This window comes from Pseudomonas sp. NFX71 (assembly GCF_048079215.1).
Lineage (GTDB): Bacteria > Pseudomonadota > Gammaproteobacteria > Pseudomonadales > Pseudomonadaceae > Aquipseudomonas > Aquipseudomonas fluorescens_B.
The window spans coordinates 5,871,781-5,893,540 of record NZ_CP182230.1; the positions used below are offsets into that span (position 1 = coordinate 5,871,781).

Here is a 21,760-nt window from a genome sequence, read left to right on the forward strand (position 1 = left end):
GGATTGAACCTATAGGCAGGACTTATGCGCAGCATTGCATATCGGTCTTGGACGCTATGAATCAACCAGCAGAAGATGGCTTCACACCCAAGCAACACCACGCCGACAGGAGATACCCGATGCAACAGTCCCACGCTTACAACGACCCGAGTCTGGCCCTGACCACGTCGATCCTGTCCCGACCGACCCGACCATCTACCGCTTCTACGAGATGATCCAGATTTACGGCACCACCCTGAAAGCCCTGGTTCATGGACAATTCGGCGACGGCATCATCAGCGCGATCAACTTCAAGCTCGGCCGGAAGCCGCGGCCAAAGTGATCGGCGAAAAACTCGGCCTCGCCTACGTCACCGCCGCCCTGCTCTATCACTTGCTCCGACAGTCGTGTCGTGCGGAATTGCTGACCCAGCAAGAGCCCGGCGAACTGTTCGTAATCCGTAACGCCGGCAACATTGTGCCCTCCTACAGCCCGCATCCAGGCGGTGTATCGGCCACGGTCGAATACGCGGTTGCCGTGCTGGGCGTCACCGACATCGTGATCTGTGGCCATTCGGACTGCGGCGCCATGACCGCCGTCGCCTCGTGCAAATGCATGGACCACCTGCCCGCCGTCAGCGGCTGGTTGCAACACGCCGAGTCGGCGAAAGTGATCAATGAATCGCGCCCTCACGCCAATGACGCGGCGAAGGTGAGTTCGATGGTGCGGGAGAATGTGATCGCTCAACTGGCCAACATCCAGACCCATCCGAGCGTACGACTGGCTCAGGAAAAAGGCCTGCTGAACCTGCATGGCTGGGTCTACGACATTGAAACCGGTTCGATCGATGCGCTGGATGCCCACAGCCGCACGTTCGTGTCGCTGGTCGAACACCCGACTACCTGCGCGGTGCACGGCAAAGCGATGGAAGCGGCTTGATCCAGGTCGGCAGCCGATGCGGCGCGCCCGGTTCACGGGAGCGCTGCATCCAGTTTCATTTGTCGTCAGGCTTGCCTGACGCTGGTGACCGGATCTCCGGGCTGTCCTCGGCGTTTGGCGGTGTTGGAACGCTTCCGGGCGTGAACACGTGAGTCAGCAATTCCCTGGCATCGATTTCATTGACGCCATTCACCGTGCGGGCCAGCGCAACGACCTGCTCACATTGTTTATGGGTGTTGACGCGACCACTTAACACCACCGTTCCTGCAAGTGTTTTGACATGGACTTGCAGACTAAGGGCAGGATCGGCCAGCGCCAGGGCCGACTTCACCCGAGCGGTCAGCCACGCGTCATGCGCGATTATTCCCAATTGATGAGAGTAATGCTCCAAGGAATGATGTTTCATGGCGAACCCTCTTTCGAAACGCAGACGCAGACACCTAAATTATAGTGCGGCCTGCGTCTGTGGTCGGGGTTCTCAGCGTTTGACCGACAGATCCACCTGCGTCATGCGACTGCGAATCGTGAACACACCATCCCCCGAGAGAATCGCGCTGCGGGCAAACAGGCGGCCGCTCTCCCAGTTCGAAAGCCCCAGCTCCGGCTTGTTCAGCGCGTATTGTCCGTCGACCCAGCGAGTGATGCCGTTGCCGACAAAAGGCGCGTTGACCGCATTGTAGAAACGCTCATGGGCCTCGGCATCTTCACTGATCAACGACACGGTGAACTGCGGGCTGTAGCGGTTGAACAAGGCGATGGCGCTGTCCAGGTCGTCGACGATCTTCAGGCTGACTTCCGGGGTTTCTTCCCACTCCCACTCGCGGCCCAACTGGTCCTCGGGCAGCGGCTCGGCCAATGCTTCAGTTTGATAACCTTCAGCGCGGCAGACGTCGACCTTCGCGGTCCTCCAATCGTAAGGCAGGTACGTCTCGCTGCCCTCGACGATGTGCAACTTGCAGCCCTCGTCCCGAGCGGCGCCAGCCTGTTTCAAGGCCTGCAGAAACAGCGGCACCAGTTCGGCGGCGCGGTCGCGGTGGATCAGGCAGACGTTCAGGGTGTTGCAGACCTTGCGGTCCAGGGAATTGCGCACGACGGCGGCAAAACGCTGGGCGTCGGCCTCCTTGTCGGCGATCAGCCAGGCGCCACCGGTGCCATGCAGGCTGACGGCCGTGCCGGCCTGCTGCGCGATGCTGCCCAATTGGCTGACGGCACGCCCCGAACCACGGGCCACCGCCAGCGACAGGCGTCGGTCGGCGAACATCGCCCAACCGGCGGCGTGATTGACACTTTCCACCAGCGACACCGCACCCACCGGCAAACCGGCGTCGCTCAACGCCGGGTTCAACGCGTGGGTGACGATGGCTTTCGCCGTGCCCAAGGCGTCGCTGCCAATGCGCAGCACCGCAGTGTTGCCGGTACGCAACACGCCAGCGGCGTCGGCGAAGACATTCGGCCGTCCTTCGAAGACGAAGGCGACGATACCCAGCGGCGAAACCACCTGCTCGACTTTCCAGCCGTCATGCTCGACGCAACTGATCACTTTGCCACGCGTGGCTGACGCATCGCGCCAGGCCCTGAGGCCCGCGATCATGTCGCGGCGCATGCGTTCATCGGCCAGCAACCGCGTGGTCGAGCGTCCACGAGACTTGGCCCACTCGATGTCGGCGAGGTTGGCCGCCTCGATCAAGTCCCAGCAGCCCTGATCTTCAAGGCGCCGGGCAAAGAAATCAAAGAACTCACTGATCGCCTGGTCCGACACGGCGGACATTGCCGTAAACGCCGCTTCGGCCCGCTCGATCGCTACTGCCGCCGCTTTCTGGTCCGCGACGGGAATCAGCAGCAACTCGCCGCTGACCTGCTCCACCAGCAGGTGGTCCCCGGGCTGAAAGCGCAAGGCCAGTTCGGGGCTGACCACGGTGACGCGGTTACCAGCGAAAGGAATTGGCGTGCCAGCGATTAGACGTTCGAGCGCAAGAGACATGAAGCGGTTTCACCATGCAAGGGGCGGCTGGAAAATGTATAGCAAAACGCCGGAAGCGTCATTAACCCCGCCCGCTCGAATTTCTCAAAACACCGACCAGCCAATTCGCTGGCTCAGCAGTTCCAGTGCGGCCATGCCCGCGAGCGAGTTGCCGGCCGTGTTCAGTTCCGGCGACCAGACGCACACCGTGAACTGCCCCGGCACCACGGCGACGATCCCGCCGCCCACGCCGCTCTTGCCAGGCAGGCCGACACGATAGGCGAAGTTGCCCGCCTCGTCGTAGAGGCCGCTGGTGGCCATGATCGAGTTGACTTGCTGGGTCTGGCGGGCGCTGAGGATCTGTTCGCCGCTGTGTTTGCAGAAACCGTCGTTGGCCAGGAAGCAGAACGCCCGGGCCAGGTCCACGCAGCTCATGCGCAGGGCGCAATGGCTGAAATAGCTGCGCAATACCGCTTCGACATCGTTATGAAAGTTACCGAAGGATTGCATCAGGTAGGCCATGGCGGCGTTGCGCGCACGGTGCTGGTATTCGGACTCGGCGACCTTGCCGTCCACCATCACCTGCGGGTTGCCCGACAAACGCCGGACGAAATCGCGCATCGATAACGCCGGTGCGGCAAAACGCGACTGGTTGATGTCGCAGATCACCAGCGCACCAGCGTTGATGAACGGATTGCGCGGGCGTCCGCGCTCGAACTCCAGTTGCACCAGCGAGTTGAACGGCTGGCCGGAAGGTTCGTGGCCCAGGCGCTGCCAGATGGCTTCGCCGGAATGATCGATGGCCTGCACCAGGCTGAACACCTTGGAAATGCTCTGCACTGAGAACGGTGTATGGGCGTCACCGGCACAAAACAGTTCGCCGTCGTTGCCATACACGGCAATGCCCAACTGGTTGGCCGGCACGGTGCCGAGGGCGGGAATGTAGTCAGCCACCTTGCCCTGACCAATCAGGGGACGAACTGCGTCAAGGATCTCGTTCAACAGCGCTTGCATGCCGGGTTCCGAAGTCTTGCCCCATGGGATTGCGGGGACACTGACGCTAGACGCTGGCGGTCAGCAACGAATCACAGATTGCCTGAACACAATCTCATAAACACCACTGCTCCCCGTGGGGGCTTGCTCGCTCCCACAGGGGATTTGCATAGCCTGTGTATCAGCATGTATACAGCCCCGTTTTTGACACACCCCGTCCATAAAACCCCGCACCCGCGACACATCGCAGATACACCCGATTGATGAAATGTGCCTGTCGATTGGCTCAGCCGATCAAAGCGCTCAACTCACTCAATGCTATGGGGTATCACCATGTTCAAGCTCTCGACTTCTTCCCTGACCCTCGGCCTGATCATTGCGGGCGGCCTGGCCCTGTCCAACGTCGCGTCGGCTTCCGAGTCCGAAGCGTTCAGCATGAAACAGCTGGCCCACGGCTACAGCCAGGTCCAGGCCGACACCGCGGAAAAACCGGCTGAAGGCAAATGCGGCGAAGGCAAGTGCGGCGCCAGCGAGTAACCCCTGCGCAGGGCCGTCGGGCCCCGCATCCCTGACTGAACGGAGACCAAGTCCATGAATGCTGCAATCTCGTCGGCCGTAAAAGGCCTGCACCTGAACCTTGACCGTGCCGGTAGCTGGCTCGCCCCTCTGACCTTGCGGTTGTTCATCGCCTGGGAATTCTTCGAGTCGGGCCTGGAAAAGTGGAACGGCGAAAACTGGTTCGCCGACATTCAGGACCGCTTCCCGTTTCCCTTCGACCATGTGCCGGCCACGCTGAACTGGGAACTGTCGATGTGGGCCGAACTGATCTGCGCCCTCGCCATCCTTGTCGGACTGGGTACGCGGATTTCCGCCATTGTGTTGATCGTGGTGACTGTCGTTGCGACCGCTGCCGTTCACTGGCCAGCCGATTGGTCTACATTGAGTGAGCTTGCCCAGGGTTACTCCATCAGCAACAAGGGGTACGGCAACTTCAAATTGCCGCTGATCTACCTCGCCGCCCTGATGCCACTGTTGCTCTCGGGTGCCGGCAAACTCAGCCTCGATGCGTTGCTGGCCCGATTCTTCTGGCGTCGCAACAATCGCTGAAATGTTAATGTGGCAAGCTGTACCTCCCACCTCACTTGCGTAGACAGGAGCCACCATGAGCGTGACCACCCAATGGATCGAGATCGACAGCGCCGAAGGTAAATTCGGCGCCTACCTGGCCATTCCGCATACCCGGAAAGGCCCTGGGATCGTGCTGATCCAAGAGATCTTCGGCGTCAACGAACACATTCGCTCCGTCGCCGAACAGTACGCCGCCGACGGCTACCTGGTGATCGCGCCGGACCTGTTCTGGCGCAGCGGCCACCGTATCGAACTGACCTACGATGAAGCCGGCTGGAAACGTGCGATCGAGTTGATGAACGCCACCGACGTCGACAAGGCGCAGAAGGACATCGAACTGGCCATCGACGCCCTGAAAGCCCAGCCGGGCCTGGACGGCGGGATCGCTTCCATCGGCTACTGCTTTGGCGGCCTGCTCTCGTACCACACCGCCGCCAACGGGCTGGTGGACGTGGCCATTGCCTATTACGGCGGCGGCATCCAGAACCAACTGGACCGTGCCGACGAAATCGAAGTGCCGCTGCTGATGCACTTCGGTGAACAGGACAGCCACATTCCGCTGGAAGCCGTCGAGAAAATCGCCGAGCGCTTCGACAACAACGATAACGTGGAAATCGTCGTGTACCCGGAAGCCGAACATGGCTTCAACTGCTCGCACCGTGACAGCTACAACCAGCGTGCAGCGGCCGAGGCCCATGGCAATACGCTGATCTTTTTGGGTATGGAACTGTAAGGCCCACACCCGCGAAAAAGGCACCTTCATACGACGATGAAGGTGCCTTTTTTTTGCAACGATGCTTACTGGCTCACGTCTTCCGTTTGGGCAGCCACCGCCAGCTGCGGTTGAGCGTTACGTTCATGCACATGGCGATGGGGCGTGCGGTCGATGTTAAGGCTCAGGATTTCCGGTCGGCTGTAGTGACCGCGGCCATCCATCTGGCGTTTACGGATTTCGATCTGGAACAAGTCGATGTCAGCGATGACTTCGCCTTCACCTTCGGTCAGTGCGCCGACAACCTCACCTTGCGGATCGATGATCGCGGTGTAGCAGCCGCCGGAGATCGGACCGATCTCGCAACCGGTGTCAGCCATGATTTGCGCCTGCTGTTCCGGGTACAACCAGGCCGTCGAATTCACCACGAAGCACGCCGATTCCAGCGCGTGCATGCGGATGCTGACCTCCATCTGGCGAGTGAACAGCGGGCCGGCAAATGAACCGGGGTACATCGAGGCGTGAATCTGTTCACCGTCTTCGATCAAGGCGTAACGCGCCAGCGGGTTGTAATGCTCCCAGCAAGCCAGTTGGCCGATGCGGCCGACGGCGCTGTCGGTGGCCCGCAGGCCGGAGCCGTCGCCCATGCCCCAGATCATCCGTTCGTGATAGGTCGGCGAAATCTTGCGCCGCGCCTGAATCAGGGTGCCGTCCGCATCGAACAGCAACTGAGTGTTGTAGAGAGTGCTGCCATCGCGTTCATTGACGCCGATGGACACGACCATGTTGGCGTCCTTCGCGGCTTTGCCGATCGCATCGGTAGTCGCGGAAGGGACAACGACGGCCTGGTCCAGCAGTTTGTAGTGCTCGGCGCCCATTTTGAATGGGGCCTGCACGAAGGAAAAATACGGGTAGTACGGCACGATGGTTTCCGGGAAAACGGCGAATTGCACGCCCTTCTCGCCGAGTTCTAGGATTTTGTTGACGACCTTTTCTAAAGTGCCTTCACGGCTGTAGAGCACAGGAGCGATCTGAACGGCGGCGGCTTTGACGATGGTCATGACGGTGATCTCGTTGGGAATGGGTTTCAACGAGGACCAGATTACGGTAATAATATTTTGTCTTGAATGTCGAATACACCACCTTTCAGGACAAACCGCACCATTGGGTTTTGCGACTGCTGCGCAGCCGAGCGGGACGGTGCGGCGTTCCGACAAGCTCCCTCGCCACAGTAGAGCGCTCGGCCATCGGCCTGGGATCAACTCCGATTGGCACGCTGGATGACTTGCGGTGGTTGGCCGAACGCACGAATAAAAGCCCGGCGCATACGCTCACGATCACCAAAACCGGTCTCTGTCGCCACCACATCGATGGCATGCCGGCCGGTTTCCATCATCAGGCGCGCGGCTTCCACTCGCAGGTTCTCGATAGCCTTGGCCGGTGACTGACCCGTTTCGGCATGAAACACACGACTGAACTGTCGCGGGCTAAGGTTGGCCGCGCTGGCCAGCGCCTCGACCGATAGCTCGGACTTCAGGTTCTGCTTGGCGTAGATCAACGCGGACTGGATGCGGTCAGTCTTGGGCTCGAGTTCGAGCATCACCGAAAACTGCGACTGCCCGCCCGCGCGCCGGTGATACACCACCAATTGTCGGGCCACGCGCCGCGCCACGTCGGCGCCCAGATCCTTTTCAACCAGCGCCAACGCCAAATCGACACACGCGCTCATGCCCGCCGCGGTCCAGACGTTACCGTCGTTGATGAAAATCCGGTCTTCTTCCACCCTCACTTTCGGGTACGCCCGCTGCAATGCCGGCGCATGACACCAGTGCGTGGTCGCACGCCGGCCATCGAGCAGGCCGGCTTCGGCCAATGCGATGGCCCCGGTGCAAATGGACCCCAGGCGTCGAGAGGTCCGACTGGCGCTGCGCAAAAACTCCACCATGCCGGGCGAGACCGGACGGATCAGGTTGTCGCCCATCACCAGCAGCGTGTCGAAGGGGCCATGGTGGAACGCCGTGGTCTCCACGCCGAAACCCGCCGAGGTCCGCACGGTACCGCCGTGCTCGGACAGCAAGGTGATGTCGTACATCGGAGTGTCGACGGCACCGTTGGCCATTTCGAAAGCCGCACACATGGCCAGGCCCAGCACCTGGAAACCAGGGTAAACGATGAGGCCGATGTTGTGCACGGTGGCAGACTCCTTTGACCTTAAAGGTGGCATGACGGGTTTCCGGTCAGCCGAGTCTGCACTGTACTCCTGAATCAGTCGCTAGTGCCTGGTCATCAACCCGTGCAGCACACCGAACCGCAAGCCGGGCTCGGAAGGTGTCATGTGCGAGACGCCAAAGACTTTGAACGCCGCCAGCATCAGCACCAGTCCGCCCGGCAGGATGCTCAGGCGATGACTCTGCAGACCGGCCAGCCTGAGCTGTTCGACGTGCCCTGCTTCCAGCAGGCGCAACGAAAGACGCAACAGGCCGCTGTAGGTGATTCCGCTGTGGCCATCGTCGTTCAAGCCGTTGGCCTTGAGGACTTTGGCCAGCATGCGTGCGGTGCCTGAAGAACCGATGACCTGCTGCCAGCCCAGCGTGCGATAACGGCGCGCGACGCGTTCGAACTGCAGAGTCGCGACACGCTCGGCCTCCAGCAGTGCCGGGGCCGAGATGCGGCCGCCTTGAAAGTAGCGCGCGCCAAAGGTGCCGCTGCCGATGGCGATGCTCTCGGTCAACAGCGGTTGAGCGCCCTGCCCCAGAATCAATTCCGTGGAACCGCCGCCGATATCGATGACCAGTCGCTTGCGCTCGGTGCCGGGCACCGTATGGGCCACGCCCGCGTACACCAGCCGGGCTTCTTCATGCCCGGAAATCACATCAATGCGAAAACCCAGGTGCCTTTCCGCGCTGGCCAGAAACAGCTGCGCATTGTCAGCTTCGCGCACCGCACTGGTGGCCACCGCCCGCACACGACCGGGCTCGAAGCCACGCAATTTTTTGCCAAATCGCGCGAGCGCCTGCCATCCACGATCCAGCGCCATTTCGTCCAGCGCGCCACCCTGAAACCCCTCCGCCAACCGAACGGGCTCACGCAGGGTCTTCACTTCCTGGATCACCAGTTGCTGGTTCCGCCTGACCGACTGGCCGATCATCAAACGAAACGCGTTGGAGCCCAGGTCAATGGCCGCAAACAGGGAGGCGTCTCCTTTCATTGAGGTATTCCTTGCGCAATTCATTTGTCAGCAGAAGCCGCTCCGCTGAACACTCAAGACGGTTTGCAAGGATGTTGACATGGGTTCGATGACACCCAGATGACACGCTCCGGGGCGAACGAAAAACTCTCCTATTTCGCATCGCCATCATGGGGCTTGTAGAAGCGGAACAATCCGATATCCGCCGTTTTGATGTACTCCTTGGCCCAATCCGGTTTCACGGTGCGGTCGTGGAAGTACAAGGCTCCGCTTGTGCGATCCGGCAGCTGTTTATTCAGCGCCTTGCGCGCGATTTCCTTGGCGAGTGCGTAAGGCACCTCTTCCTGGACCGAATCGGAGCGGCCGTCACACCACCAGGAAAACTGGCAGCTTTTGGTTTCGGAGCCCTGCTTGACCACACCGCACACGGTGTCCGGAAAACCTTTGTGCCCCAGGCGATTCATGACGACGTTGGCGACCGCTTCCATGTCGACAGCGTCCTTGCCTTTGGCTTCCCAATAGATCGAACGGGCCAGGCAAGTGATCGCATCGTCCAGCGGCGCTACGCCTGCGGGATCCACGGCCTGGACCTCGGACTGGGTAATGGCTTCGGATTTTGGGGCCGGCGCGGGGCTGGGGTTATCCGCCGCTTTTTGCTCCAGTACCTCGGCCTTGTTCTCGGCCGCTTGCTGTTTTTGCTCCTGATCCGTGGCGAAAGCCAGGCCGGCAAACAGGGTAATTGCGAGGCAGGTGGCAATCCAATGGAAGCGCATCGTCGAAAGACTCGGTTGGCGGTTTCGGATAAGTGTAGTAGTGAAATGACAGCAATCACCTCCCCGGCATTTTGGAAAAATCCATTGCCTGCAGGGGGGCCACTTCGCGCATCATGGGCGCAGTCAGATCCAAGGGAGATTTCCATGCGTGTCCTGTCATCCGCTTTGCGTCTTGCCACGTTGTCGTTGGGCTTGCTGTTCGCCGCGAAGGCGCTGGCGGCTGACGAGAAACAACTGATCGATTCGATCAACGACTACCGCAGCCAGGTGCAGCGTTGCGCGGGTGAGGTGTCGGCGGAACTGCCGCCGCTGGCGGGTGATCCACGGCTGGCGTTGTCCGCCACCAGCGTCGTCAATCTGCAACAGGCCATGGTCGCCGCGAATTATCCGATGAAGAATGTGCAGGCGATCAGCCTGTCCGGGCCGCGTGATGCGGCATCAGCGATGAAAGCGATCCAGGAGAGCTTTTGCCAGATCGTGCTGGACCCGCAATTCGTCGACATTGGTGTGAGCCGCCAGGACCGTGAATGGCGCATTGTGCTGGCCCGTCCACTGTTGAGCGCACGGCTGAGCGACTGGCAGGCCGAAGGCCAGAAATTGCTGGCCGAGCTCAATGTCGCACGCGGTCGGCCGCGCCAGTGCGGCACGCAATCCTTCGCTGCCGCCACACCGCTGACCTGGAACGCTATCCTGGCAACGGCGGCCGAGACCCATTCGCGGTCGATGGCCAACAACAACTATTTCGATCACAAGGACCGCGATGGCCGCACGCCCGGTGATCGGGCAGAGCTGGCGGGTTACAGCGGCCAGCAGATCGGCGAGAACATCGCCGCCGGACAAGACGCCGTGCGCAAGGTAGTCGATGGCTGGGTCGCCAGCCCCGGACATTGCGCCAACCTGATGAACCCGCAATTCCAGGAGTTGGGTGCGGCGTATGCGGTGGACCCGAAAAGTGATTCGGGAATCTACTGGACGGCGATGTTCGGTACGCCGTAAGGCAGCTCCCATACAAACGCAAAAAACCGGAGTGGGTGTGGCGTCGACGCTATGTAGCCGATGCCCACCCTGCACAGCAGTTCGACCGTATTTGTTGAAGCAGGCCGGTTTCACCAGGCAACCGGTCCCCTCTCGGAATTCGTCATAGAGCCCATCGATCACCCGGTCATAAATAGTGATTGGACGCCCCCTCAAGTTGCTCTTAGCCTGCGGCTCACACATCCGTTAATGACGGAATACCCATTAGAAGTGCGACCCGAATCGCCAAGCGAGGCTGTCATGTCAGAGCGAGTCTTGATCGATGGGTTCTCCCGGCGTGTGGACTATCTGCGAATGTCTGTCACGGATCGCTGTGATTTCCGATGCGTGTACTGCATGGCCGAAGACATGCAGTTTCTGCCACGCCAACGGATCCTGACCCTGGAAGAAATCTACGAAGTCGCTGAAAGCTTCGTGGCGCTGGGAACGCGCAAAATCCGCCTGACTGGCGGCGAGCCGCTGATTCGCCCGGGCGTGGTGCAACTGTGCCAACGCATCGCCGCCCTGCCCGGCCTGCGCGAATTGTGCATGACCACCAACGGTTCGCAGTTGAGCAAACTGGCCAAGCCGTTGTTCGACGCCGGGGTCAAGCGACTGAACATCAGCCTCGACTGCCTGGACCCGCAGCGCTTTCGCGAACTGACGCGCACCGGCGACCTGGCGCAGGTCATCAAGGGCATCGACGCCGCCAATGCAGCCGGGTTTCGCAACACCAAGCTCAACTGCGTGGTCATGAAGGGTCGCAACGATCACGAGATCAACGACCTGGTGAGCTTCGCCATCGACCGCCAGCTCGATATTTCATTCATCGAAGAAATGCCCTTGGGCACCATCCATGAGCACAGCCGCGCGGAATCGTTTTATTCCAGCGCCCAGGTCCGTGAACGAATTGCCGAACGCTACACGTTGATTGACTCCGCCGAGTCGACCCAAGGCCCTTCCCGCTACTGGCGCCTGGCCGAGGCGCCGCAGATCCGACTGGGGTTCATTTCTCCTCACAGCCACAACTTTTGCGGCACCTGCAACCGGGTGCGGCTGACCGTCGAAGGTCGACTGCTGCTGTGCCTGGGCAACGAGCATTCCGTCGATCTCAAGGCCGTGTTGCGCGCCCATCCAGGCCAGCCCGAGCGCCTGGAGAACGCTATTATCGAGGCGATGAAGCTCAAGCCCTATCGGCACAATTTTGAAGTGAACGATGATGTTCAGGTGGTTCGCTTCATGAACATGACCGGCGGCTGAAGACCATGATTGTCAGGCCCAAACCCAATCTGATCGGCGTGCTGACTTCACTCAAGGGTTCGATCGCCAAACGCATTGCCTGGCGCAGCCTGATGGTGACATTGCTCGCCTCGGCCATCGTGCTGATCGAAACCCTGCACCCCAGTTACTTCTCCAAGGTCAGTGCAACGCCGTTCACCCTGCTGGGCTTGTCGTTGTCGATCTTCATGAGCTTTCGCAACAACGCCTGGGCCATTGTCAGCTACACGTTTTTCGGTCTGGACGCGATTGGCGATGAGCTGGAAGACCCGTTCGGTCGCGACGAAAATGACCTGCCCACCGATGCCTTGGTACGTATCATCGAACGTGAAGTGCTGTCGGCGCTGGGGGTGACGCAGCTTCCTCCGGTTCTGGAGCCCGTTGATTTTGTGCTTGAGTGATCGAGACGGGGCGACTTGCCCATCGTCAGCAGTCGGGCGATGGCTTCCGCCAGTCACTGGCGGCGGAGAATGGTGGGCGTTGCGTCGTTTTCAATCCTGCGCCTGAACCACCTCGATCCCCATTTTCCGATAATCCCCGACATCGCCCGACGCCACATGACGCTCGGTGATCAGCGTATGAATGCGGTTGCATGGCGCGACCACGAACGGTTCCACCGCGCCCAGTTTGTCCGCTGTGGTGACGGCGATCACTTGCGAAGCACTGTCAATCAGCGCCTGCTTCACCGGCACCTCGTCGAAATGCAGTGAGCTGATGCCGACTTCCGGATGAATCGCGCAGACCCCGGTGAACAGCACGTCGGCCTTGATGCCCTGCAGCAGGCGCACGGTCTCGTGACCACTGACCGACATCGTCGCCAGGTTGAGTTGTCCGCCGGCCAGAATCACTTTGATGCCTTTGTATTCGGCGAGGATAATCGCGGTCATCGGCGAGGTCGTGATCGCCGTGATAGAAATGTCCGTCGGCAACGAACGCGCGATCTGCAGCGTGGTGGAGCCGGAATCGAACATCACGATCTGGCCATTCTCCACCCGGTCCGCGGCGAGCTGCGCCAGGCGGGTTTTCACCTCATCGGTTTCGCTGACACGGGTGAAATAATCCTTGCCCGTGTCCTTGGGCCGAGGCAGCGCCCCACCGTGTACGCGCTGCACCAGACCGGCCGTGGCCAGTTCCGACAGATCGCGGCGGATGGTGTCTTCGGAGACTGCGAAATGCTGGCTCAACTCGGAGGCCATGACCTTGCCGTCACGCTCGAGGATCAGGAGGATTTTTTGCCGGCGCAGTTGGGGAAGTTCGGCCGCCGAATGATCGTGCATGTTTTCGCCTGAATTTGCGGGTTTGTGCGAGATTAGCCAAACCCAGGCGCAAACACAATCGGCGCAGCGATGGGCAACCGTCAGTTACTCGCGACTTGAGCCACAGTGCCCGAACTCACCAGTGCCGCCAGGGAGGCATCGAACTGTTTCAGGGCGCTCACTTGCAGCTCGGTTTGCTGGTCGATCTGCGCGGCGATTTCCGGCGCCGCCTTGCCCTGCACCCACACCGAAGGCATTTGCTGCGCGCGAGCGCCTTCGGCCTTGCCAATGTATTGCAGGTTCGAGTCGTAGAATTTCGCCATGAAACGCGCTTCAACCTGATTGTTGCGCTTCGACACCAGACGGCTGTAAGTGTCCAGCATCACCACCACGTCCGGGTGCGCTTGCACCAGTGCGTCAAGGTTGTCGTAGACGGTCACCGTGGCAAATTTTTTGTGCAACGAACCCATCAGCCAGTTGATTGCCAATTTCGGATCGGAGCTTTTCACGAAGGCATTGCTGATACGCGAATCCAGCGCCGGGTTCTTCGCGCCGTTCAGCGCAACCGAGTGGTACTGCTCAAGGTATTCGAGGGTGTTGACGGTGTTTTCGCTGTAGAGCACACCCACCGTTTGGGCAGGCTTCAGGCTGGCGGCGCTGTCGGCGACCGGCAAGAAATGGCAGGTCTGTTCAGCGGCATAGGCCGGTGCGGTGGCGGCAACGCTGCCGGTCAATACAGCGACAAGGGCCAGCCAGGTAGAGATTCTCATCGCGCAGATTCCTTCGGAGGCGAATTCGGTATATGGCTATCCTCCTCCGTTGCCGGAAAAACAGAACTTGCGTTTATTGATGGTGGTTATTGATTAAACGAATGGTTGGGCGTGGTGGCCCGGCTGGCTTGCCAGCTCCCACAGGGGACTTTTGGCGGGCATGAGCAGGGGGTTCGCCGCCGATGACCTCACGGAATCAGGCCGGCTATCAGGCCGCCTCGCTTTGGCCTTTGATCTTGATCTGCCCCGTCGGAAGGCCGAGCGCAGGTTCTGCGCAGTGGGCAACCCGGCATGGATGCCGGGTTAGCCGCCCCCGGCCATGGATGGCCGATGGCGGCGGGCCCACGGAGCAGGACCGGAGCGAGGGCATGCCGAGCTTTAGCGAGGCACCGTACGTCAGGGGCGCAAGCGCTTGGTTACTTGGCGCTCTTCCAAGTAACCCGCCGTAAGGGCGGAACCATTAGTGGCCGTCACCGCAGCAACGGATATTCACCCAATCCCAATCCCAATCCCAATCTCTATTCAAGCCACCCGCTCAACCGCATCCACACTGGCTTTCTTCTTCCCCCTGTTCCACCGCATCAAGACAATCCGAACCACCTTGTTCCACACATAACCAACCCCGACACCACCAACGAGAGCGACGACAACCGACAACGCCGGCACATCAACAATGTGACGCGCCAGGGACTGAAACTGAAAATGCGTCAAATAGATATACAGCGTTGATGCGGCAATTAACGCCAGGCCCCGCGCAATGAAGCCAGGCACAGGAATGGACTTGACCCAGATCACCACGAGCACGGCAGGCAAAGCGATATCGACGTATCCGTTTATGTCCATGTTGTGCGGCCCATAGATGAGCAGAAGATCCTGCCCGCCCAGCACCATGACGGCCACCGCACTGACGATCCATTTCTTGATGCTCGAGTTGGCATAATGAATGGCCATTCCGAGCACCATGATCGCCAGATAGTGTTGCGGCACTCTGTCATAGAGTTCGGCAGCATCAAACAAATAGGCACTGATCAGAACATCCGCCACGGCCAATACGCAGGCCGCAATGACCAGATTCTGAAACGGATTTGACATGATCATTTTTCTGACTCGCTCGAACGACAGGGCGAATCCAATGATCAGGATCATTTGCAGAAGAACTTCGACATACCAATAGGTGAAGGTGCCTACAACACGTTCTGGAAACCAGTTCGAAACGAGCAATACCGTTTGCCAATGAACCCTGTCGAAAACTATTTGAATCAAGATGGCGTACAGGACGGTGGGTATCGCGATACTGACAATGGACTTTAAAAGTGAACGCGCATTACCGCGCTCATTGATCGCTTGAAGTTGAAACCTGGCCAGGCTGATGCCCGACACGATAAACAACACCTTCGTCTCGCCTGCAAGCGGGAATTTTGAAAAAATATCAAGATGCTCGATAACAATAAGCAAAATGGACATGACACGCAGAAGAACAGGAACCTCCATTGCCCGAAGTGAAAACCGGGAAGACCGGGTTTTATGGGTCAGCTCACACAATTCACGCACCGGTATCATTTCCCACTGATCCGGGAGATGGCCAATCAGCGTTTCAAGTGCCATGGAAGCCTGTACAAACGAGAGCGAATCCCCACCCAGTTCGACGAACGACAAATTTGAATCAATACGCGGGACTTCGAGTACTTCCGACCAGGCGGCTACCAGCTGGAGCGCCAGCGGTGACAGGTTCTGGCTCGAATTGATCGACGTCGCGTCCGTATCAATCGAGGGTAATGCGCGCCTATCTATCTTTCCGTTCGGCGTCAGTGGAATAGCGTCCAGGAAGACGAACAACGCCGGGACCATATAGTCGGGGAGCTCCTTGCCGACATGGTCACGCAATTCAACCGATGTAACCGGCGTAGTCGCAACGCAGTAAGCAACCAGCCGGGCGAGCGACGTGTCATGGTTGGCAAGCACGACACACTGTTTGATTCGGGGATGCCGTGACAGCGCGCCTTCGATTTCAGTCAGTTCGATTCGATGGCCGCGAATCTTGACCTGACTGTCACCTCGCCCCAGGAAGCTGACACTGCCATCGATAAGATAAGTGCCCAGGTCACCGGTTTTATAACAAATATCGTGTTCGTCGTTCGTAAACGGGTTCACCACAAACTTTTCTCTGGTTTGCGACGTATCACTCCAGTAACCCAACGACAAATAAGGGCTGCGTATCAGAATCTCACCCACTTCGCCTTCGCTGACCAACTGATTTGACTCATTGACCACCAGCAGTTGCGCACCTTCAATCCCCTTGCCCAGCGGAATTTTCAGACGGTCGATTTCAGGATCGAGATGATGGTACGCCATGGCCTGCGGCGTTTCTGTCGTGCCGTAGAAGTTCACGCTGCCGGCACCGGGCGCAATAGCGCGAATTTGTTTGTACAGCGTCTGACTTAATGCATCTCCGCCCCAGAACAGATATCGCAGGGCATTGAATTCAAGTTTTTTAAGTTTCGCGCCCGTTTCAATCAATTTTCCCAACGGGGGCGTCAGATGAATAATCGAAACGCCATTTTCCTGTATCCACGTAGCCAAAGCTGAAGGATCAATGACGATTGACTGCGATGGAACCACAACTTTTGCGCCAATGGAGAGCGGCGTAAAAACATCCCGGTACACCGGGTCATGCCCCAGACCGGACAGCAGGGAAAAGCAATCGTCTTTGGTTAATGAATGACGCCGGGCATGCCATTCAATGAAGTGAACCAAAGGCGCGTGATGAGTCACGATTCCTTTCGGCTCACCCGTGCTGCCGGAGGTGAAGGTGACATAGGCCGGATCGGCCGGATTGACTTCAGGCAGGCTTGTTTGATCACAGGCGAAGGCTTGCAGTGCAAGGGCGGGACTTTCCGGAATGTGAACGACCCGCGTACTTGTCTCAAGGCATTCAAGCCTGAGTTCGTCAGGCGCCTCGCCGCACACCAGCACAAAGGAAGGCTCCAGCGCCTTGATGATTTGCCCTACACGCGCTAGCGGATAGGCGACGTCGGCCACCGTGAACATCAATCCGGCCCGCGACGCTCCGAGCATGGCGTAGACCAGCCCCGCACAACGACTCGAAACAATAACAACCCGGTCGGATTGTTTTGCGCCCTCCCTGATCAGCAAGGACGCCATGCCCCGGCTTATTTCTTCAAGTTGTCGATAGCTGCACGTCGCATCTTGAGAGATGACAGCGATGGCATCGGGCGAACGCCTCGCCTGCTGCAAGAAGTCCATGAATATTGGGCGTTCGGCACAGTATTCCAGCCTTAACGTTGGGTTTGGGCGAAGATCGTGCATTTAATCCTTATGCTCCGCATGATCTATACGAGGTTGACGCCGTGCTCATAAGATCCTGAGTAAGAAGATTCAGAATCGGTGGCCGAGCAAAAACATGTAGCGTAGTTGCAGTTCAGAACGAATGCCTAAACGTTAGTGCAGAGTGACCGGTGTTGCCGATAATTTCAAAGTGCTGCGATGCTCTGCCCGGCGTCATCGCAGGATGCCCACGCGAGTCGCTCGACCGGAGCCGAACATCTTCCTCCATGCGTCGGGTCAACGAAGCCATCGATCATTTGCCCAGCGGCAATACCTGTCGGTCGCCCACCGGCGCATGGAGCTCCATCACCTCGACGACCCAATCGATGAACACGCGCAACTTGAGGCTTATATGCCGGTTCGGTGGAAAAGCCACGTAAAGCGGCATCGTGTCGAGGTGCCAGTCTTCGAACAGCGGCACTAACTCGCCACTCGCCTCGAAGGTTTTGGACATGTACTTGGGCAGCCAAAGAACACCCAACCCTGCCAGGCCGGCCGCGAGGTAGGCATTGCCATCGTCGACGGCCAACACGTAGCGACCTTTGATCTGCAAGCGCTCGCTGTGTTTATGCATCGCATAGGGCAATGGTTTGCCGGTGCGCGCCCACAGAAAACCGACGATCCTATGGTTCGACTCTTCCAACTCTCGCGGATGCAAGGGTGTACCGACGCGAGCCAGATAGCTCGGTGCTGCGAAAACGCCAAGCGACAGATCAGCGACGCGCCGGGCCATCAGCGACTGATCCGTGAGTTCACCGCCGCGCACCACGCAATCGACGTTCTCATCGATCATGTCGACGATGCGATCGCTGACGCCCATGTCGATCTGGATGTCCGGATATCGCGCGTAGAACCCAGGCAATGCCGGCATCAGAATCATGCTCGCCAACGGGCTCGGCACATCGACTCGCAACCGGCCCCGGGGCGATGCCGAGGCGCCGGACAGACTGGTTTCCGCGTCGTCGATGTCGGCCAGCAGTTTGATCACGCGTTCGTAATACACGGCGCCATCGGCGGTGACGTTGACTTTGCGCGTCGTACGGTTGAGCAACTTGACGCGCAACCGCGCTTCCAGTTGCTGCACCAGTTGAGTCACGGTGGTCTTGCTCATGTGCAGGGTCTCTGCAGCCTTGGTGAAACTGCCCGCCTCCACCACACGCGCAAATGCCTGCATCGCGTCAAAACGGTCCATCGCCACCCCTTGTTCCGATCAGATTGTTTGTATTTTCCAAACAGTGATCACCAAGGTTGCTCGTTTATCGCCCCGGCGCAAGTCCTTACAGTCCCTACATCGTTAGTTTCGGGTCGGTTTCGGCCTTTTGATCGAGGTGGTTTATGACAACGCGTGACGTGGTTTTTCCGAGCGGACGCCAAGCGCTTTATGAGCGCAATCGCTACTCGCCGGCGATTCGCTCCAATGGCTTTCTGTTCGTGTCCGGACAAGTCGGCAGCAAAGAGGATGGATCGCCCGAGCCTGATTTGGAGAATCAGGTCCGGCTTGCCTTCAACAACCTGAACGCGATCCTGGTCGCGGCTGGTTGCACTTTCGACGACGTGATTGATGTCACCGTCTTCATCGTCGATCCAGAATCGACGTTCGAAACGATCTGGAAGATCGTGCCGGAGTTCTGGGGCAACGCGCCGCACCCGACGCTGACCGGGATTGGCGTCACGTGGCTGTATGGTTTCCAGTTCGAGATCAAGGTGATCGCCAGACTTCCGGAAACCGTCCAGGGATGAACGACCGTTGTTAAGGGTTGGTAGCCTGCCTCTAACGAGCTTCCTCGAAGAGGCCTACCAACTCATTGAAAGCAACAATATCCAGCGGCCGGCTCAGGAAATAGCCTTGACCTTCATCGCACGATACCGCCTTCAGCAACTTCAGGTGATCGGCCGTCTCAATGCCCTCAGCCGTTACGGTGAGCGATAACGCACGTCCCAGGCCCACGATAGCCCGGATGATCGCCTTGTCATCCTCGCTATCGGCCAGCCTGTTCAAAAAGCTGCGGTCAATTTTCAGGCCGTCGAACGGGAATGCGCGAAGGTAGCTCAACGAAGAATATCCCGTTCCAAAGTCGTCCATTGATATCCGTACGCCGAGACGTTTGAGCGTACGCATGACCTCAAGAGCGCCGGTGGCGTCTTCGAGCATGACGCTTTCGGTAATTTCCAGTTCTACGCGGCCAGGGTCGATGCCAGAGTCCAAAAGGGTTGTCTGAATACGCTCGACCAGATTGCCTCGTTTGAATTCGGTCGGTGACAGGTTGACTGATACGAACAAACTTTCCGGCCACCGTGCGGCGCAGCGGCAGGCGGTATCGAGAACCCAGTTGCTCAGGGAAAGAATCAGCCCGGACTCTTCGGCAATCGGGATGAACGTGTCGGGTGGTATTAAACCGCGCTCAGGATGTTGCCACCGGACCAGCGCTTCAGCACCCACCATCTGACCGTCAGCGATACGATAGCGTGGCTGGAAATGCAGCCGCAGCTCTCCATGTTTGATCGCGAAGCGCAGGTCGCTTTCCAGACGACGGCGCTCGATGATCCTGGCGTTCATATCGCCGGCATAAAAGCGCCAGGTGTTACGCCCTCCGGCCTTGGCCTCGTAGAGTGCGATATCCGCATAGCGAAGCAGCTCGGTCGCCTCGCATGCGTCATGAGGCGCCATTGCAATGCCTAGACTGGCGCTGACGAACACTTCCTGCTCATCGATCGTTATTGGCTGCTCGATGGACTCGATCAAGCGGCGACAGAGCGTCTCGACTTCTTCCTGGGAACTCACGTCGGTCAGGATCAATACAAACTCATCCCCGCCCACCCGAGCGACCAGGTCGCCATGGCGCACGCACTCTGACAGGCGACTCGACACTTCATTAAGGACCAGATCACCTGCGGCATGCCCGAGCAAGTCATTCACCGGCTTGAAACGATCCAGATCCAGGCTGAGCATGACCAGCGGCTGTTCTATCGTTGGCAATGCCTTGAGTTTACCGTCGAGAAACTCTTGAAGACGGGTTCTGTTCGGCAGCCCGGTCAGGGCGTCATGCTGCGAGAGGAATTCGATACGCCGACGAGCTTCGACTTCCTCTGTCACATCCGTCGCAGTCCCCCGGAACCCTCCACCTGCCATCTTTCGAGCCGAAAGACGAGTGATTCGCTCCTGGCCTTCGGTATCGACGTATCGGCACTGAATGCTGATATCCGGACGACGGTTCGGGATGCTGAGCCACTGAGCCAGCGTGCCCAGTTCGGTACTCAGCAGATCATCGATTACCGCACCAATCCAGATGTCTCTCGAGAGCCCCGTCACGTCTTCGAATCGTTCTGACAAATAGGTGAAATGCCACTCGGGATCAATTTCCCATACCCAGTCCGAGCTGGCTTCAACCACGTCGCGAAAGCGTGCTTCGCTGGTGGCAAGGGCGTCCTGACTGCTTTGCAGTGACGCATAGCTGGCATCAAGTGCCAGCGCACCCGCGGTCGTGCGACGCAAAATGACCCACGTCATCAGGCACACCAACAACGCGGCAATGCCGATCAATGGCAACCCTATCCCCAGCAACCGCAGGCCCGGCCTTTCCGGTCTCCACTGCAGGCTGCCGGCCGAACCGTCATCGCCCAGTGGCAAGAGCGACGCAGTGTCGGTTTCGCCGGACGTGACGACGTGCAAACGATCGACCCCGAAATCGTCGCCGATCATCTGCAGCTTGGCGTTGTTCAACACATCGACGAAAACCAGCACTGAAGGTGGCCTGTCATCAGGCACCACTGTCGGATCGGTTCCCGGCGTAATGGCTGCTGCCGCGATGAGTGCGGGTACTCCTCCCAGGTTGATGAAGGCTGTTATCGGCGTCTCGGTTTCCGCTCCTGCACGCGCCTTGTCAAGAATTCCGGCGATGGACTGCTTGAGCCACTCAGTGACTTCCACGGATTTCAGCTCACCCTTGACCACAGCGTAAACAGTGCGATCAACGTCGTTGACGACAAACAGTCCCTGGACCCCGAAATCCGTGTAGAGCGTTGCTCCGACGTTCTGTCGTACGAAGGCCCAGTCAGGGTCCACTTCGGCATGCAGGTGCCTGTAGGCGTCACCCCAGAAGGCGTAATCCTTGACGGTTGAGCGCAGCGATTTTTCCAGCGACTGGACGGCCTTCTTCGTGTAGAACGCGCTTTCAGCCTCCTCTGTCCGGTCCAAATCATGTGCAAGGTAAACGAGCGAATAGCTGGCCAGTAAAAACACGCCCGCCAATAGACCCACAAACTTGAGCAGCGAGGCGCGAGCCAGTACCACGCTCGAGCGACGGGAGGAAGCAGGGTTACTGGAGGTGGAACTGTTCGGCATAGATTCCTGCTGGTCGTCGACGTTAGTGTGTTGCATACCCTGATATCGGCCGCGTTGGCAGAACGATGAACAGCGGCATCCATG

The 21,760-nt window shown here is 59.0% G+C and carries 19 protein-coding genes and 2 pseudogenes; 9 read left to right on the forward strand and 12 right to left on the reverse strand.

The window, feature by feature from the left end:
* Positions 1-175: 175 nt before the first annotated feature.
* A pseudogene (locus tag ACM1ZW_RS27190) lies at positions 176-307 on the forward strand (cyanate hydratase); the annotation flags it as partial.
* Positions 308-361: 54 nt separating this feature from the next.
* Positions 362-918: pseudogene (locus tag ACM1ZW_RS27195) on the forward strand (carbonic anhydrase); the annotation flags it as partial.
* Between the two features lie 55 nt (positions 919-973).
* Here ACM1ZW_RS27195 and ACM1ZW_RS27200 read toward each other — a convergent pair.
* From ACM1ZW_RS27200 to glsB, 3 genes are all read right to left on the reverse strand, one after another.
* Complete coding sequence (locus tag ACM1ZW_RS27200; RefSeq protein WP_017339507.1) at positions 974-1,324, reverse strand: BON domain-containing protein; 351 nt, start codon at positions 1,322-1,324, stop codon at positions 974-976.
* Between the two features lie 72 nt (positions 1,325-1,396).
* On the reverse strand, positions 1,397-2,899 hold the full coding sequence (locus tag ACM1ZW_RS27205; RefSeq protein ID WP_017339508.1) for an aldehyde dehydrogenase family protein: 1,503 nt from the start codon (positions 2,897-2,899) through the stop codon (positions 1,397-1,399).
* 84 nt (positions 2,900-2,983) lie between these two features.
* The gene (gene glsB, locus ACM1ZW_RS27210; RefSeq protein WP_414885278.1) at positions 2,984-3,892 is read right to left on the reverse strand and encodes a glutaminase B; all 909 of its coding nucleotides are present in this window, start codon (positions 3,890-3,892) and stop codon (positions 2,984-2,986) included.
* 312 nt (positions 3,893-4,204) lie between these two features.
* On the opposite strand from glsB, the gene ACM1ZW_RS27215 reads away from it, so the two are divergent.
* The 3 genes from ACM1ZW_RS27215 to ACM1ZW_RS27225 are packed head-to-tail and all read left to right on the forward strand — an operon-like array spanning position 4,205 to position 5,732.
* A complete protein-coding gene (locus ACM1ZW_RS27215; protein WP_046048963.1) occupies positions 4,205-4,408 on the forward strand; it encodes a hypothetical protein in 204 nt (67 codons plus the stop codon).
* 54 nt (positions 4,409-4,462) lie between these two features.
* Positions 4,463-4,978 (forward strand): DoxX family protein, encoded by a 516-nt coding sequence (locus ACM1ZW_RS27220; protein WP_414878430.1) that lies wholly within the window; start codon positions 4,463-4,465, stop codon positions 4,976-4,978.
* 55 nt (positions 4,979-5,033) lie between these two features.
* A complete protein-coding gene (locus ACM1ZW_RS27225; RefSeq protein WP_017339512.1) occupies positions 5,034-5,732 on the forward strand; it encodes a dienelactone hydrolase family protein in 699 nt (232 codons plus the stop codon).
* A gap of 65 nt (positions 5,733-5,797) precedes the next feature.
* Here the strand turns inward: ACM1ZW_RS27225 and ACM1ZW_RS27230 are convergent, their stop codons facing one another.
* From ACM1ZW_RS27230 to ACM1ZW_RS27245, 4 genes are all read right to left on the reverse strand, one after another.
* Entirely contained in the window at positions 5,798-6,772 is a 975-nt protein-coding gene (locus tag ACM1ZW_RS27230; RefSeq protein WP_416739738.1) for a nitrilase-related carbon-nitrogen hydrolase, read from the reverse strand.
* 197 nt (positions 6,773-6,969) lie between these two features.
* The gene (locus ACM1ZW_RS27235; protein WP_017339514.1) at positions 6,970-7,902 is read right to left on the reverse strand and encodes a GlxA family transcriptional regulator; all 933 of its coding nucleotides are present in this window, start codon (positions 7,900-7,902) and stop codon (positions 6,970-6,972) included.
* 81 nt (positions 7,903-7,983) lie between these two features.
* A complete protein-coding gene (locus ACM1ZW_RS27240; RefSeq protein ID WP_017339515.1) occupies positions 7,984-8,919 on the reverse strand; it encodes a phosphatase in 936 nt (311 codons plus the stop codon).
* Positions 8,920-9,050: 131 nt separating this feature from the next.
* On the reverse strand, positions 9,051-9,671 hold the full coding sequence (locus ACM1ZW_RS27245) for a cell wall hydrolase (protein WP_017339516.1): 621 nt from the start codon (positions 9,669-9,671) through the stop codon (positions 9,051-9,053).
* A gap of 144 nt (positions 9,672-9,815) precedes the next feature.
* On the opposite strand from ACM1ZW_RS27245, the gene ACM1ZW_RS27250 reads away from it, so the two are divergent.
* From ACM1ZW_RS27250 to ACM1ZW_RS27260, 3 genes are all read left to right on the forward strand, one after another.
* Positions 9,816-10,667, forward strand: a complete 852-nt coding sequence (locus ACM1ZW_RS27250) for a CAP domain-containing protein (protein WP_017339517.1) — start codon at positions 9,816-9,818, stop codon at positions 10,665-10,667.
* A 279-nt stretch (positions 10,668-10,946) separates the two neighbouring features.
* Positions 10,947-11,945, forward strand: coding sequence for a GTP 3',8-cyclase MoaA (moaA, locus tag ACM1ZW_RS27255; RefSeq protein WP_414885282.1), 999 nt, complete (start codon positions 10,947-10,949; stop codon positions 11,943-11,945).
* 5 nt (positions 11,946-11,950) lie between these two features.
* Complete coding sequence (locus ACM1ZW_RS27260; RefSeq protein WP_416739739.1) at positions 11,951-12,364, forward strand: bestrophin family ion channel; 414 nt, start codon at positions 11,951-11,953, stop codon at positions 12,362-12,364.
* A 90-nt stretch (positions 12,365-12,454) separates the two neighbouring features.
* Here the strand turns inward: ACM1ZW_RS27260 and ACM1ZW_RS27265 are convergent, their stop codons facing one another.
* The 4 genes from ACM1ZW_RS27265 to ACM1ZW_RS27280 all read right to left on the reverse strand — a co-directional run bounded on the left by ACM1ZW_RS27265 (position 12,455) and on the right by ACM1ZW_RS27280 (position 18,526).
* Positions 12,455-13,240 carry a DeoR/GlpR family DNA-binding transcription regulator gene (locus ACM1ZW_RS27265; RefSeq protein WP_416739740.1) on the reverse strand — a complete coding sequence of 262 codons (786 nt, stop codon included), beginning with the start codon at positions 13,238-13,240 and terminating at the stop codon, positions 12,455-12,457.
* A gap of 80 nt (positions 13,241-13,320) precedes the next feature.
* Positions 13,321-13,989: an ATPase gene (locus ACM1ZW_RS27270; RefSeq protein ID WP_414885283.1), complete on the reverse strand. Its 669-nt coding sequence runs from the start codon at positions 13,987-13,989 to the stop codon at positions 13,321-13,323.
* Between the two features lie 522 nt (positions 13,990-14,511).
* Complete coding sequence (locus tag ACM1ZW_RS27275) at positions 14,512-17,316, reverse strand: amino acid adenylation domain-containing protein (RefSeq protein ID WP_416739741.1); 2,805 nt, start codon at positions 17,314-17,316, stop codon at positions 14,512-14,514.
* Positions 17,317-17,587: 271 nt separating this feature from the next.
* Positions 17,588-18,526, reverse strand: a complete 939-nt coding sequence (locus tag ACM1ZW_RS27280; protein WP_416739742.1) for a LysR substrate-binding domain-containing protein — start codon at positions 18,524-18,526, stop codon at positions 17,588-17,590.
* A gap of 143 nt (positions 18,527-18,669) precedes the next feature.
* On the opposite strand from ACM1ZW_RS27280, the gene ACM1ZW_RS27285 reads away from it, so the two are divergent.
* Positions 18,670-19,074, forward strand: a complete 405-nt coding sequence (locus tag ACM1ZW_RS27285) for a RidA family protein (protein WP_017339524.1) — start codon at positions 18,670-18,672, stop codon at positions 19,072-19,074.
* Between the two features lie 31 nt (positions 19,075-19,105).
* On the opposite strand, the gene ACM1ZW_RS27290 is transcribed toward ACM1ZW_RS27285, so the two are convergent.
* A complete protein-coding gene (locus ACM1ZW_RS27290; protein ID WP_416740851.1) occupies positions 19,106-21,676 on the reverse strand; it encodes an EAL domain-containing protein in 2,571 nt (856 codons plus the stop codon).
* Between the last annotated feature and the right edge of the window lie 84 nt (positions 21,677-21,760).

Bases quoted from the DNA above. Each gene is read 5' to 3' on its own strand.
- ACM1ZW_RS27200 (WP_017339507.1), bottom strand. From the start codon at position 1,324: ATGAAACATCATTCCTTGGAGCATTACTCTCATCAATTGGGAATAATC.
- ACM1ZW_RS27205 (WP_017339508.1), bottom strand. From the start codon at position 2,899: ATGTCTCTTGCGCTCGAACGTCTAATCGCTGGCACGCCAATTCCTTTC.
- glsB (WP_414885278.1), bottom strand. From the start codon at position 3,892: ATGCAAGCGCTGTTGAACGAGATCCTTGACGCAGTTCGTCCCCTGATT.
- ACM1ZW_RS27215 (WP_046048963.1), top strand. From the start codon at position 4,205: ATGTTCAAGCTCTCGACTTCTTCCCTGACCCTCGGCCTGATCATTGCG.
- ACM1ZW_RS27220 (WP_414878430.1), top strand. From the start codon at position 4,463: ATGAATGCTGCAATCTCGTCGGCCGTAAAAGGCCTGCACCTGAACCTT.
- ACM1ZW_RS27225 (WP_017339512.1), top strand. From the start codon at position 5,034: ATGAGCGTGACCACCCAATGGATCGAGATCGACAGCGCCGAAGGTAAA.
- ACM1ZW_RS27230 (WP_416739738.1), bottom strand. From the start codon at position 6,772: ATGACCATCGTCAAAGCCGCCGCCGTTCAGATCGCTCCTGTGCTCTAC.
- ACM1ZW_RS27240 (WP_017339515.1), bottom strand. From the start codon at position 8,919: ATGAAAGGAGACGCCTCCCTGTTTGCGGCCATTGACCTGGGCTCCAAC.
- ACM1ZW_RS27245 (WP_017339516.1), bottom strand. From the start codon at position 9,671: ATGCGCTTCCATTGGATTGCCACCTGCCTCGCAATTACCCTGTTTGCC.
- ACM1ZW_RS27250 (WP_017339517.1), top strand. From the start codon at position 9,816: ATGCGTGTCCTGTCATCCGCTTTGCGTCTTGCCACGTTGTCGTTGGGC.
- moaA (WP_414885282.1), top strand. From the start codon at position 10,947: ATGTCAGAGCGAGTCTTGATCGATGGGTTCTCCCGGCGTGTGGACTAT.
- ACM1ZW_RS27260 (WP_416739739.1), top strand. From the start codon at position 11,951: ATGATTGTCAGGCCCAAACCCAATCTGATCGGCGTGCTGACTTCACTC.
- ACM1ZW_RS27265 (WP_416739740.1), bottom strand. From the start codon at position 13,240: ATGCACGATCATTCGGCGGCCGAACTTCCCCAACTGCGCCGGCAAAAA.
- ACM1ZW_RS27270 (WP_414885283.1), bottom strand. From the start codon at position 13,989: ATGAGAATCTCTACCTGGCTGGCCCTTGTCGCTGTATTGACCGGCAGC.
- ACM1ZW_RS27275 (WP_416739741.1), bottom strand. From the start codon at position 17,316: ATGCACGATCTTCGCCCAAACCCAACGTTAAGGCTGGAATACTGTGCC.
- ACM1ZW_RS27280 (WP_416739742.1), bottom strand. From the start codon at position 18,526: ATGGACCGTTTTGACGCGATGCAGGCATTTGCGCGTGTGGTGGAGGCG.
- ACM1ZW_RS27285 (WP_017339524.1), top strand. From the start codon at position 18,670: ATGACAACGCGTGACGTGGTTTTTCCGAGCGGACGCCAAGCGCTTTAT.
- ACM1ZW_RS27290 (WP_416740851.1), bottom strand. From the start codon at position 21,676: ATGCCGAACAGTTCCACCTCCAGTAACCCTGCTTCCTCCCGTCGCTCG.